Raw genomic sequence first — 12,268 nt, forward strand, 5'->3', positions numbered from 1 at the left:
GGGAGTTTATTTTAAAGATCGTATAACAGAATAATAGGGGGAAGGACATTATGGGTAAATATTTTAAAAAAATAGTAGGAGAAAAATGCTTTTTGTCACCAGTTAATCCTGATGATTTTGAAAAATACACGGAATGGTTAAATGACCCAGAAATATCAGAAAACATGATGGTAGAGGATAATATCATTTCTTTGCTAAAAGAAAAAGATATCTTGGAAAAAATGGCAAAAGGTAACGATGTATTTTTTGCCATCGTGGATTTAGAAACAGAAGAGCTGATAGGTAATTGTGGGTTGCATGACATTAATAGAATTAATCAATCGGGTGTCTTGGGGATTTTTATTGGCAATAGAGAATATCTGTCTAAAGGATATGGTACCGAAGCCATTAAATTGTTGTTGAATTATGGATTCAACGTTTTAAACTTAAATAACATTATGTTAGAGGTTTTTGAATACAACAAAAGAGCCATAAGATCTTACCAAAAAGCAGGATTTAAAGAAATAGGCAGGCGAAGACAAGCAAAGTTTTTTAAAAACAATAGATACGATATAATATTTATGGACATTTTGAGAGAAGAATTTCTTGAAATGAAAGATGCGAAAGGAGTAATAGGGTGAAGGATTTAGATAATATCGAAAAATTTACCACGGGTGAAGAAATAGCTAATGCCGTTATACACGGTATAGGAGCATTGTTGAGTATAGCTGCTTTGGTGTTATTGGTAGTTTTTTCAGCGATTAACGGACAACCTTGGAGTATTTTCAGTTCGGTTATATATGGTTCGTCCTTGATTATTCTTTATACATCTTCAACACTATATCACAGCTTTCAACGTCAAAAAATAAAAGATCTCTTTGAAATATTCGATCATTCGGCAATTTATATTTTAATAGCGGGTACTTACACACCTTTTGCACTAATTACGTTGAATGGAAGGTTAGGTTGGATTATATTTTCTGTAGTATGGGGTTTGGCAGCTATAGGCATTATTTTTAAAATATTTTTTGTTAAAAGGTTTAGGATTCTTTCAACTATTTTATACATAGCCATGGGATGGTTGGTTGTATTTGCTATGGAGCCTTTAGTTACAAACTTGGATTTCTGGGGAGTAGTTTGGTTGGTTATAGGAGGCATTCTTTACACAGTCGGGACCATATTTTACGTATGGAGAAAAATCCCATATCATCATGCTATATGGCATTTGATAGTGCTTGCAGGAAGTATATGCCACTTTTTCTCAGTGTTTTTTTATGTTATATGAGAAATCTCAAGAGTTTAAAACTCCGAGTGCCAAAGCGGCTAATTTCGATTGATCGTTATCGGCTCTTGATACTAATACCACGGGAGCCTTCGCTCCCACTACAATACCTGCCACGTTTCCCCCTGAGAAATATACCGCAGATTTTCCTAACAAGTTCCCGGAATGGATATCTGGAACAATTAAAATATCTGCTTTACCTGCAACTTCACTGTTTATATTTTTAATCTTGGCAGCTTGTTCGCTTATAGCGTTATCAAGGGCAAGGGGACCATCGACAATACAGCCTTTTATTTGGCCTCTTTTGTTCATTTGGGTCAATATGGCGGCATCTATTGTTTCGGGCATATCGGGATTAACTACTTCAACTGCCGCTAATAGAGCTACTTTAGGAGTTTTTATTTCAAGATTTTTGGCTACTTCAATGGCGTTGTATATAATTTGAACCTTTTGCGTTAAATCTGGATGGATTATCATTCCACCATCGCTTATTAGAAGTAATCTATCCAAATAAGGTGTTTCCACTACCGCAACATGAGAAAGCAAATTTCCCGTTTTTAATCCCCAATCGTTGTTTAAAACAGCTTTTAACAATTCAGAGGTTTTTATCTTACCTTTCATGAGCAGATCAGCAGCCCCACTTGAAACGAGACGAACACCTTTTTCTGCTGCTTCCTGTGGATTTTCTGCCTCTATAATATCAAATTCCTTTCCAACAATTTCCAAATTTTTTTTAATTTCTTCTTTATTTCCAACCAAGACAGGGTTTGCAAAACCTTCTTCACTTGCTTTTGATAAAGCCTTCAAAGCTTCCAAATCTTCTGCACAGACAAGAACAACGTTCTTTGTTGGTTTGGACTTTGCTCTATTCAGCAGTTCGTCAAAGTTTTTCATGAAAACTTCCCCCTTTGTTGACTATATTAAGCATTTCTTTGTGAAGCTTCTTCAATTACAGGTCTTTTCCAGTTACCAAAAATTAGAAAACCTAAGGCTAATAAAAGGGCAGAGAAATTACTTATTATCATCGCTATGAAAACACCTATGTAACCGTGAGTCTCCGCAAAGAAAAAAACCAAGGGTACCCTTATTCCCCACAATCGAGTGATATCGATAATGGTCGACTGAATCGTATGCCCTGTACCTCTTAAAGTACCAAGAAAAACAGAAACTAAAGAGAAGAATGGAAGTGAGAAAGAAACATATCTAAAAAATTCCTCTCCTACTTTAATTACTTCAGGGTCATTTATGAAAAATTTTGTTATATTGTGTCCAAATAAAAACATAACCATTGAAGCACTTCCAACGATCAGTAAAGTTGCCAAAGAAGCTTTTTTAACGGTTTCTTCAGCCTTTTCAGGTTGATTAGCACCCACGTATTGACCTGTCATCGTAGCCGTTGCCAAGGATATTCCCATTGCGAACATCGTTATTAAATTGTTCATTCTATTTCCAATTCCATATCCACTAATAACAATAGGTCCAAATTGCGCTATAACTCCCATAATTATAGCAAATCCAATAGCTGTAAAAGATTCACCAATAGAAGAAGGTAAGCCAACCACTAACACTTTTTTTATAAGTTTAGGATCAGGAACAAAATCCTTGGCGTGTAATTTAAAACCTTCTCTACCTCTGAATAATACAATTAGGAATACAACGGACATTATAACTTGAGATAACATAGTTGCTAAAGCAGCACCAAAAACGCCTAAATTGAATTGAAAAATGAAAAGAGGATCAAGGGCCACATTCAACAATATTGATATACCGTTGTATTTCAAGGCTATAAATGAATTTCCCCATCCCCTAAATATACCTGCCACAGTTTGCATTAAAAAGCTGAAAGGCAAACTAAATGCCATTATTTTTAGATAGGTGTGACTGAGTTCAAATATATTTTCGTCTAATCGTAGAAGAGATAATAGTTGTTTGCTAAAGATCAAAACTATTGCCATAATGGATAACGCCACAAAAGTCATTACCAAAATGGTTTGCGCTGCCGATTTTTCAGCTCTTCTTTGATCACCGTATCCTGTATATTGGGCTATCAAAGAGGTTCCGGCGTAGGAAAATCCTGTGGCAAATGATATAAAAACAAAGATCAGCGGCCAAATTACAGTAGGAACAGACAATTCCAAAGGACCCAATTTTCCCAAAAAGTAAGCATCGGTTATATTATATATCGCTTGCATCATATTTGTCAAAATGATTGGCCAGGCTAAAGTAAACAAAGCTTTCCAAATGGATGTTTTTAAAACGTCAACTTTTCCTGTATCTTTGATTTTCATTTGCTATCACCTTTAATGTTAAAATTAATTCGTTATCCTTATCAATATTTTATCAGATTATTTGGGGTTTAGGTTAAAAATAAAGGTATATATTTTGAATTTAGTAGTGAAATATTATTAAGAAATAAATAAAAAAGCGTCCATAAAAAAGGACGCTCAAAATCTCAAAATAAAGATAAAGTTTTTATTTTTTTATGTTTACTAGTCTTAAACCAATTCTTCTTCTTGTTTTATCAATGTTTATTATTTCCACTTCCACGATATCGTTTATTTGTACAATATCCGTAGGATGAGCAACAAATTTTTCAGCAAGGTTTGACTTATGAATCAAGCCGTTTTCTTTTATTCCCAAATCCACAAAAGCACCAAAATCAGTAATATTTGTTATTTTACCTGATAATCTCATACTTTCTTTAAGATCTTCAAATTTTAGAATATCATCCATAAGTTGAGGTTGAGGCATTTCATCCCTTGGGTCTCTGCCAGGCTTTTGAAGTTCTTTAAGTATATCAATCAGTGTATATTCCCCAATTTCCAATTTTTCGGATATTGATTTAAGATTTTCTTTTTCGTTTAAAAGTTGCGAAACTTTTAATTTCAAGGGGTCCAATTTTTCTTTGATTTTTAAATCATCCAAGGTGTAGCCAAGTATATTTATTAATTTTTCTGCTGCTTCATAACTTTCTGGGTGTATTCCCGTCATTTCTAACGGGTTTTCCCCATCTATTATTCTCAAAAATCCTGCACTTTGTTCAAAGGCTTTTTCTCCAAAGCCTTTTACGTTGAAGAGATCAACTCTTTTTTGGAATGAGCCATTCTTTTGGCGGTATTGGACAATTTTCTTTGCAAGGCTACTTGTTATTCCCGAAACGTATTCTAATAAAGAATATGAGGCTGTGTTTAAATTAACACCAACGAGGTTAACCACGCTTTCCACAGTTGCATCGAGCTTTTCTTTCAACTTTTTTTGGTTGACATCGTGTTGATACTGCCCAACACCTATAGATTTCGGGTCAATTTTTACAAATTCTGCAAGAGGGTCCTGGATCCTTCTCCCTAAACTTATAGCTCCTCGAACGGTAACATCGTATTCTGGAAACTCTTCTTTTGCCAACTTAGAAGCAGAATAAACAGAAGCTCCAGATTCATCAACGAATATATACTTAAGATTTAACTTATTTTTCTTTATTAAGTCAACAACGAATTGTTGAGTTTCTCGTGAGGCGGTCCCGTTGCCTATAGCTATTAGATTTATATTATACTTTTGAATTAAATTCATCATAATTTTCTCTGAGTTTTCTACATCGTTTTGTGGAGGAACGGGGTATATCGTATTGTTAGCCAGAAAATTTCCCAATTCATCTAATGCCACGACTTTACATCCCGTTCTGAAACCAGGATCAATTGCTAAGATCCTTTTATTTTTTAAAGGAGGAGTTAGTAATAATTGCCTGAGGTTTTTGGCAAAGAGATCTATCGCCCCTTCTTCTGCTTTTTCTGTTAGATTTTGTCTTATTTCTCTTTCTATTGATGGGTTTAACATATTTGTGAATCCATAGTTCAAACCTTTGGATATTATTTCATCACAGATCTCATTTCCTGTTTTGTATTTAGATTTTTCTCTATCAAGCCACTCATCATCAATAATTAATTTTACATTTAAAACTTTTTCTTTTTCGCCCCTGTTTAAAGCTAGAACCCTGTAATTTGGGATTTTTGAAATTTCTTGAGTGAATTCATGATACATATCGTATTTGGTGGCTTCTTCGACAAACTCTTTCTTTTTTTCAGAGTGAATTTTGCCGAATTTTTCATAATACTTTCTTAGACTTTCCCGATTGTCTTTGTCATGGGCAAAGGTTTGACCTATTATGTAGGAAATACCTTCTACCACTTTGTCAATATTGTCGTATTCTTCAGATACAAATTCTTCTAATTCATCTAAAGATTTGATATTACCTAACAACACTTTGTTTGCTGCAGGTTCAAGACCAGCTTCTATAGCTTTGTCTGCATTGGTTTTCTTCCTTTTTTTGTAAGGAAGATACAGATCTTCCAATTCAGTCATTTTTTTGGTGTTGATGATCTTTTCTTTTAGTTCATCTGTTAATTTACCTTGCTCTTCGATGCTTTTTAAGACAGTTTTTTTGTAGTCTTCTAAGTTCTGATAATATTTAAATAATTCTTCTATTTGCCTAATCTTTTCTTCATCTAAATTACCTGTTCTTTCTTTTCGATACCTGCTGATAAAAGGTACAGTGTTTCCCTCATTTAATAATTCTATAGTGTTTTCAGTTTGAAATAGTTTTATGTTCAGATCTTCTGTTATTGTTTTGATTATATCCAATACTTTTACCTCCATGAAACAATTTATTTTACTAGCTTTAGAAAACCTAAATTTTCTCTAATTCACGATAGAAAATTTGTAAATTGTTGTTGAAGAATACACTTCTGAGGGTCTTAAAATTGTAGAAGGAAAGTTTTTCTGGTTTGGAGAGTTTGGAAAATGCTGTGTTTCCAAGGCTATTCCAGAATATTTTCCGTAGTGTTTTCCTTCTTTTCCATAAGTATCAACAAAATTACCTGTATAAACTTGAATTCCAGGCTCTGTTGTGTATATCTTCATCACTCTTCCACTTGTGGGTTCAACCAACCTTGCGGCTAAGGATATTTTGCTATTTTCTTTGTTTAATACGAAATTATGATCTATTCCTTCTAACGGAGAATCTTTCAAATCTTTGAGTACCTCTCCAAGAATTTTTGGGACTGTGAAATCAAAAGGCGTGTCTTTGACACTTTTTATTTCTCCTGTGGGTATTAGCGTTTCATCTACAGGTGTATAATGATTAGCAAAAAGTTCTAACTGGTGATCAAAAATATTTCCTCTGCCTTCTCCTGCTAAATTAAAATAACTGTGATTTGTCAAATTTATAATAGTGGTTTTATCAGTAGTTGCGGTATAAGAAATCTTTAATTCATCATCGTTGGTTAAGGTGTAAGTAACGCTTACAAGTAAGTTTCCTGGATAACCTTCTTCCCCATCATGGCTTAAACGCTTGAAACGAACAGAAGGTCCTTCAACGGTTGTAAAAGCTATGGCTTGAAATATCTGTTTTTGAAACCCCTTTATTCCCCCATGAAGATGGTTTGAATTATTGTTTTGAGCCAAGGTGTAATTTTTACCTTCAAGTGAGAATTGCCCGTTTTTTATTCTGTTTGCATGTCGTCCTATTGTAGCACCGAAAAAGGGATTCTGTGGAGTGGGTTTTTCATAATCTGAAACGGTATCGAATCCTAAAATTATGTCTTCGAGTTCTCCTTTTTTGTCAGGTAAGTACAAAGAAACCAAAGTAGCACCATAATTTGTTACTTGTACCGTAATCCCGTTCTCGTTTCTTAATGTGAATAAAGTTACTGGAATGCCTTCTGTTGTATATCCCCATTGATTTTTTTCAATATGCTCTAAAATTGACACTCAATATCCCCCTTTTATTTTTTGAAAATTTCTTCTACCATCTGCTCTTTTGTGATTTTTAAGTATTCTGAAACATCTCTTAATATGCTATTTAACGTTCCTATTTTAAGAAATTTATGATCAGGTATGGTTATGTTATGCGAATACCCCATATAGTCAGAATTCAATCTTAAATGGCTTCCTGTCTTTCTTAAAATTTTATAATTATATTTTCCGAGTAGATCTGCTAATTCTTTCCCTGAGATATTTCTTGGAACTTTAGACATATGTGAATGTCTCTTCTTTTACAATATGCAACCTTATAATATTGGGAATATCTTCTTCTTTATCAAAGTGACATTTTATAGCATCTTTAATATTTTCTTTCAACTCATCTAAGGTCGATCCTTCTGTAAATATTGATTCTCCCAAAGCCCTAGCGTTATATCCGCTTTCCGGGTCTTCTTCTACTAAAAATATAATTTCTTTGACTTTCATTAGATTCATCCCCTTTATTTTCTGGTTTCTAGTAATATTATATCATACGGGAATAAATTGTCAGAAAGCCATCCATTCTTTCTTTTTATGTTTTTGAAGGGGAGAAAGAGAAGAGTTTATCAAAATTAGCAGTAATTTTTAATTGAAAAACGCCCACAAGTGGTTCTTAGGAAATTTGGAAATTTGAGGGGCATGGTAGTAAAATAGATATAAATATAAATTCTTAAAAGAGGTGATTTTTGTGAAATCTTACCCTCCAGAGTTAAAGGCCAACGTTGTTAAAGAGCATGTCGAAAAAGGCGTTTCTTGTTCTCAACTTAGCAAAACTCACAACATCCCTGTCAGAAATATCCAAAAATGGGTTAAGAAGTTTAGAGATTCTGGTGAGAATTATTCTTGCTTTTTCAATGGTCCTTTTAACAAAAATTCCATCGTTTCTCGTGGTTCTAAGATTCCTCCTGTGGTTTACGAGAATTCCGGTGTCGATTTGGATGAGATTTCTCGGCTTTGTATGGAATACCCCGAACTCGCTCAGACTCTTCAGAGTTTGAAAGATTTGGTGATCGAAAAGGATATTGAAAACAGAGTTCTTAGAGAACAAGTTGAGTTTGTAAAAAAAAATTTGAATCAGAGAAAATGATGGAAAATAGACATGCTGATTTCAAATCTACACCCATTTTGGATATCCTATATATCAATAGACTACATAGAGAGTATGGCGTTTCTCTTTCTTATCTTTTTGAAGCTTTCAACGTAAACTCCAGCACTTATCATTATAAAACGAGGTTCTTCTTGGATACCAGTTCTTTGTCAAAGAAAAAGCATTCTAATTCTAAAACTCGAGGTTTTTGCTATACTGTGAATGGTGATAAGGTTCCAGATGAATTTGTAATTTCAGAATTAAAGCAAATCAAGGAACATCTCAATATGTATGTCTCAAAGCCTTATTTGAAAACTCTTGGTTCTACTAAGCTGTGTGAGTATTTTAAGGAAAAATATGGAATAATAATCAATCATAAAAAGATGAGACGTTTGAAACACGAAGTTGGTTTGGTTGGAAAATATACAAAACATTGAAAGTTTCATACATTAATATCTTTATTTTTGAATAGGTAATAAGAAAAATAATATATTCCAAAAGATATTAGTAAAATTATTAATGAATTTACCCAAAAGATTTTTTCTTCTAAAACGGTTTCCATCAAAGGAATATAATTAAATATGCTGAAGTATTTTATCCAACTTGTTGCCTCTATAGTCTTTGCCATAGTATCTCCAAAATACATGAAAATTAGTATACTAAGCGAGATACCCAAGTTTGAAGAATTGTTTTGGGTGAGTATGCTTATTATTACAGAAATTGAAGAGAAAAATATTTGTACTGTGAGCGAATATATTCCAAAAGCCAACAATATTTCTGGATTATATTCATATTCCATAAAAATAGCGTACATAGAAACAACTGAAAGGGTAAAAATAATGTTTAAAAATAATATATTTATCATTATATTCGTGAATTTAGTTATGTATAAAGTTGATCTACTTATTGGTTTTACGCTCAAATATTCTATGGTTCCTTTTTCATATTCATCTGCAAAAACTTTTCCCACAAGCATCGCTGAAAAAACAGCTCCCAATAAATAAACAAAGCTCATACCTTCTGACCCGAATATGCCTTCTGGTTTAGTAAATATTTGTTCGCTAAAGTTGAAAGATTCGAGTAAAAATTTGGGCATATTATTAATTAGTTCTAATACATTATTAGACTGGGAAAGGATTTGATTACTCATAGGTATATACATACCGGTAAATAAAACAAACAACAATGACCATAATATTGTATTTTTATATGTGAATTTAAGCTCTTTTTTTAATAAATTGAAGTTCATTCTTCATCACTCCTGTAATAATCGATAAATATTTCTTCGAGAGACGGTCTTTTAATTTCAATGTCTTCATATGAACATTTAGATAAAATTTCAAAAAAACTATTTAAATCATCATTTTTTACTAGATAAGTTATAAAAGAATCCGTCTGTTCTTCTATTTCAAAATCATTGAATTTATTTCTTTCTTTGAGTTTATAGATCGTAATTGTTTTTTTAGATACTTTAGATATCTCTTCAATATCACTTTCTTTTATTATTTTTCCTTTTTTTACTATACCTACTTTATCACAAATTTTTTCAACTTCCGATAAAATATGTGATGAAAAAAGAATTGTAGCACCTCTTTCTTTTTCTTTTTCTAAAATATTGTATAATTTATGCTGCAAAAGAGGGTCTAAACCGTTGGTAGGTTCATCAAAAATTATGTACTCGGGTCTGTGTACAATGGCTTGTATTATTCCAACTTTTTTCTTGTTTCCCATTGAAAGTTCTTTGAACTTTTTGTTTGTTTCAAGTTCTAGTAGATCTATTAGCTCGTTTTCATATTTCTTATCAATATTTTTATAAAATCTATCGTTAAAATCAAAAAAATCTTTTACTCTCATATTTTCATAAAAATTGACTTCTCCAGGAAGATAACCAATTTTATTTTTTATATGCTTCAAGTCGTGTGGGATGTTTTTATCCCCAATTGTAATTCGCCCTTCATCAATTGAAATCATACCCATCATAGCTCTTATAGTGGTTGTTTTCCCAGCACCATTAGGGCCTATAAGGCCGTATATTTCTCCTTTTTTTATTTTAAAGCTAATGTCCTCTACTCCGAGGTATTTTCCATAGTATTTTTTGATATTCTCTACTTTGATCAAATCTGGGGCCTCCTACCTTGAATTAATTTTATATAATTAATGCAAATTTTAACAAAATTATGTTGCCAGAATATAGAGAATTATGTTTCCAGAATATAAAAATAGAGAAGGCAACATTCCTTTGAAGATAATGATTTTATATTGAACTTACTAATCGAAAAGGCTAGTTAATCAACCATTGGAAGGCGTTTGGTAAAAAGAAATAAGTGTAAAAAGAAAAGATTCAATTAAATTACTGTGCAAACCTTCATAAACAAAAGAAAAGAAAGACATGTAGTGACACTTTTGAAAAACAGAGAAAGCGAAAAACACTTTTTTGTATTTATTCATGCCTGTTTTATAATTCTTACATTTATGTAACTGTCAAACTCAGGAAAGAGAAAAGTTTATTAAAGCTAGTAAAAAATTTTTAATTGAAAAACGCCCATGATTGTCATAACTATCTCACCCCTTCCAGGCATTATTTCTTTTTGTACTTTTAATATCTCCTCTATCGTTACATCTTCCCTTGTATAAATAAAATGCTTTAATAGGTTAAATAAATGGTGATTTTGTTGGACTTGTGTTTTTTAATTACCCGGTTCCAAACCCAAGTTTATCTTCCGATCCTTTTTTAGTTCTCTTACGAAAATAATGGTACTTGGTTTATCCTTTATGATTCTGGCTTTATAAAATTGTCCACTTAATAGGTTAAGAATATGGAATTTATAAAATATTATCTTTGCTATCTAGGCTGGCTTTGTTATATTCAATATCTGTTCGAGGAATTTCTGTTGTTCTTTCTTATCTGGTATATTTGATGTTCTTACTAAATGATACCAGATTATTTAATTATTTGTTCATATTTTATTTTTCTTAGTATCTATTCCCTTCCATCTTCCTCAGAGGAAATATGTGATACATATATATACTATACATTAATATATCAAAAAAACTCATGCCCCGTCAAGAGGCATGAGTGTGTTTCCTTATTGAATAAGGTTAAATACTTCATTTGTCGTTGTTTCAACGATTTCTGCTTCGTCTACTTGTGCGGTTGTTGGTACTAATACACCTATCAGACTTTGCATTATTGGTTCTATTTCTGCTTGCGTTAGTGTTTCTAATACTCCGTCTACTGATAGAGTTTTGCTTTTTCCTTCTGCTGAGTCATAGAATTTCATTCTTAATCTTCTCATTCGCTATTTCCTCCTTTTTAGATTATTTCGTAGCTTTCGTCAAAATAATAGACCGCGTTGGTGTTTTCACAGAGTGAGACTAATCCTTGTAAGGCGGTTTTTATGTCTGCTTCTACGTCTGTGAATAAGTCGTAGGTTTTATACTTTTTTTGTTCTTTTCCGTCTACTATGCTTATCCAGACGATCTTTGCCTTTCTTGATTCTAAGTTCATTGCCATGTGTTACCACCTCCTGTGTGTTTTTGTTATTCTTTGGTTTGTGTTGCCTTGCTTCCCCGGGGAGAAATCATTTTATGCTTTTTCTGGTTCTTTTGGTTTTGGAAATAGTAATGCTACTACTCCGTCGATGAGTATGGAGATTATTAGATCCATGATCGGAGAGTATTTACCTATGGATTTTAGAAATTCTCTTACCGCGTTTAGAACGATTTCTTTTTTCTTTTTGCCGTTACCAGGTACTTCCACCATTTTTACAAGATCAGGGATTAATCCAACTATTTCTTTCATTTTCTCACCTCCACTAATAGTATCCGTAAGAATACTTAAATTGTGGTAAATAATTGTTTACTATTTATCTATTCCCGCCCGCCACCCTTTGTGGAAGGGACTACGTCCCTTATGATCCCTTATTTAAAGGCTTGGCCTTTTAGATTCCCGTTGTTTATAAAGCTTATTTGATTATCTGTTCCCACCCTCCTCCCTCAGAGGATAAATTTTTTGGGACAAGGTGGGTTAAAAATTGGGACAGTTTTGGGTCAAATTTTGACCCAGTTGTGGGTCAATTTTTGAGACACCCTATAAGGTTTTATGTTATTAATATAAATATATAAAA

The 12,268-nt window shown here is 32.7% G+C and carries 15 protein-coding genes; 4 read left to right on the plus strand and 11 right to left on the minus strand.

The window, feature by feature from the left end:
- The first annotated feature begins 50 nt into the window (after positions 1-50).
- Positions 51-620, plus strand: coding sequence for a GNAT family N-acetyltransferase (locus NAAC61_RS08755; RefSeq protein ID WP_103065037.1), 570 nt, complete (start codon positions 51-53; stop codon positions 618-620).
- Positions 617-1,264 carry a PAQR family membrane homeostasis protein TrhA gene (gene trhA, locus NAAC61_RS08760; protein ID WP_103065038.1) on the plus strand — a complete coding sequence of 216 codons (648 nt, stop codon included), beginning with the start codon at positions 617-619 and terminating at the stop codon, positions 1,262-1,264. The genes NAAC61_RS08755 and trhA overlap by 4 nt, the downstream gene beginning before the upstream one ends.
- Positions 1,265-1,270: 6 nt before the next feature.
- Here trhA and NAAC61_RS08765 read toward each other — a convergent pair whose 3' ends face one another.
- The 6 genes from NAAC61_RS08765 to NAAC61_RS08790 all read right to left on the minus strand — a co-directional run bounded on the left by NAAC61_RS08765 (position 1,271) and on the right by NAAC61_RS08790 (position 7,501).
- Positions 1,271-2,155 (minus strand): bifunctional enoyl-CoA hydratase/phosphate acetyltransferase, encoded by an 885-nt coding sequence (locus NAAC61_RS08765; RefSeq protein WP_121567520.1) that lies wholly within the window; start codon positions 2,153-2,155, stop codon positions 1,271-1,273.
- Positions 2,156-2,181: 26 nt separating this feature from the next.
- Positions 2,182-3,549, minus strand: coding sequence for an MATE family efflux transporter (locus NAAC61_RS08770; protein WP_202695795.1), 1,368 nt, complete (start codon positions 3,547-3,549; stop codon positions 2,182-2,184).
- Between the two features lie 184 nt (positions 3,550-3,733).
- Positions 3,734-5,896 (minus strand): Tex family protein, encoded by a 2,163-nt coding sequence (locus tag NAAC61_RS08775; protein ID WP_103065041.1) that lies wholly within the window; start codon positions 5,894-5,896, stop codon positions 3,734-3,736.
- A 57-nt stretch (positions 5,897-5,953) separates the two neighbouring features.
- Positions 5,954-7,024 (minus strand): galactose-1-epimerase, encoded by a 1,071-nt coding sequence (locus NAAC61_RS08780; protein WP_202695796.1) that lies wholly within the window; start codon positions 7,022-7,024, stop codon positions 5,954-5,956.
- Positions 7,025-7,038: 14 nt separating this feature from the next.
- Entirely contained in the window at positions 7,039-7,290 is a 252-nt protein-coding gene (locus NAAC61_RS08785; protein ID WP_103065043.1) for a type II toxin-antitoxin system HicA family toxin, read from the minus strand.
- Entirely contained in the window at positions 7,283-7,501 is a 219-nt protein-coding gene (locus NAAC61_RS08790) for a 2-oxoisovalerate dehydrogenase (RefSeq protein ID WP_103065044.1), read from the minus strand. The genes NAAC61_RS08785 and NAAC61_RS08790 overlap by 8 nt, the downstream gene beginning before the upstream one ends.
- A gap of 241 nt (positions 7,502-7,742) precedes the next feature.
- Here NAAC61_RS08790 and NAAC61_RS08795 point away from each other — a divergent pair, with 241 nt between their 5' ends.
- Both NAAC61_RS08795 and NAAC61_RS08800 read left to right on the plus strand, forming a co-directional pair.
- Complete coding sequence (locus NAAC61_RS08795; protein ID WP_202695797.1) at positions 7,743-8,141, plus strand: transposase; 399 nt, start codon at positions 7,743-7,745, stop codon at positions 8,139-8,141.
- The gene (locus NAAC61_RS08800) at positions 8,141-8,578 is read left to right on the plus strand and encodes an IS3 family transposase (RefSeq protein ID WP_202695798.1); all 438 of its coding nucleotides are present in this window, start codon (positions 8,141-8,143) and stop codon (positions 8,576-8,578) included. The genes NAAC61_RS08795 and NAAC61_RS08800 overlap by 1 nt, the downstream gene beginning before the upstream one ends.
- A 5-nt stretch (positions 8,579-8,583) precedes the next feature.
- Here the strand turns inward: NAAC61_RS08800 and NAAC61_RS08805 are convergent, their stop codons facing one another.
- The 5 genes from NAAC61_RS08805 to NAAC61_RS08825 form a co-directional block, all read right to left on the minus strand.
- Positions 8,584-9,390, minus strand: a complete 807-nt coding sequence (locus NAAC61_RS08805) for an ABC transporter permease subunit (protein WP_103065047.1) — start codon at positions 9,388-9,390, stop codon at positions 8,584-8,586.
- Positions 9,387-10,259, minus strand: a complete 873-nt coding sequence (locus NAAC61_RS08810; protein WP_202695799.1) for an ABC transporter ATP-binding protein — start codon at positions 10,257-10,259, stop codon at positions 9,387-9,389. Before NAAC61_RS08810 ends, NAAC61_RS08805 begins: the two co-directional genes overlap by 4 nt.
- 968 nt (positions 10,260-11,227) lie before the next feature.
- The gene (locus NAAC61_RS08815; protein WP_012209090.1) at positions 11,228-11,437 is read right to left on the minus strand and encodes a DUF2922 domain-containing protein; all 210 of its coding nucleotides are present in this window, start codon (positions 11,435-11,437) and stop codon (positions 11,228-11,230) included.
- Positions 11,438-11,454: 17 nt separating this feature from the next.
- On the minus strand, positions 11,455-11,655 hold the full coding sequence (locus NAAC61_RS08820; protein ID WP_202695800.1) for a hypothetical protein: 201 nt from the start codon (positions 11,653-11,655) through the stop codon (positions 11,455-11,457).
- A gap of 72 nt (positions 11,656-11,727) precedes the next feature.
- Positions 11,728-11,943 carry a hypothetical protein gene (locus tag NAAC61_RS08825; protein WP_202695801.1) on the minus strand — a complete coding sequence of 72 codons (216 nt, stop codon included), beginning with the start codon at positions 11,941-11,943 and terminating at the stop codon, positions 11,728-11,730.
- Positions 11,944-12,268 lie beyond the last annotated feature (325 nt).

Origin of the sequence: Petrotoga sp. 8T1HF07.NaAc.6.1 (assembly GCF_016772115.1) — a bacterium.
GTDB lineage: Bacteria > Thermotogota > Thermotogae > Petrotogales > Petrotogaceae > Petrotoga > Petrotoga mobilis.

Bases quoted from the DNA above. Each gene is read 5' to 3' on its own strand.
- NAAC61_RS08755 (WP_103065037.1), top strand. From the start codon at position 51: ATGGGTAAATATTTTAAAAAAATAGTAGGAGAAAAATGCTTTTTGTCA.
- NAAC61_RS08765 (WP_121567520.1), bottom strand. From the start codon at position 2,155: ATGAAAAACTTTGACGAACTGCTGAATAGAGCAAAGTCCAAACCAACA.
- NAAC61_RS08770 (WP_202695795.1), bottom strand. From the start codon at position 3,549: ATGAAAATCAAAGATACAGGAAAAGTTGACGTTTTAAAAACATCCATT.
- NAAC61_RS08785 (WP_103065043.1), bottom strand. From the start codon at position 7,290: ATGTCTAAAGTTCCAAGAAATATCTCAGGGAAAGAATTAGCAGATCTA.
- NAAC61_RS08790 (WP_103065044.1), bottom strand. From the start codon at position 7,501: ATGAAAGTCAAAGAAATTATATTTTTAGTAGAAGAAGACCCGGAAAGC.
- NAAC61_RS08800 (WP_202695798.1), top strand. From the start codon at position 8,141: ATGGAAAATAGACATGCTGATTTCAAATCTACACCCATTTTGGATATC.
- NAAC61_RS08805 (WP_103065047.1), bottom strand. From the start codon at position 9,390: ATGAACTTCAATTTATTAAAAAAAGAGCTTAAATTCACATATAAAAAT.
- NAAC61_RS08815 (WP_012209090.1), bottom strand. From the start codon at position 11,437: ATGAGAAGATTAAGAATGAAATTCTATGACTCAGCAGAAGGAAAAAGC.
- NAAC61_RS08820 (WP_202695800.1), bottom strand. From the start codon at position 11,655: ATGGCAATGAACTTAGAATCAAGAAAGGCAAAGATCGTCTGGATAAGC.
- NAAC61_RS08825 (WP_202695801.1), bottom strand. From the start codon at position 11,943: ATGAAAGAAATAGTTGGATTAATCCCTGATCTTGTAAAAATGGTGGAA.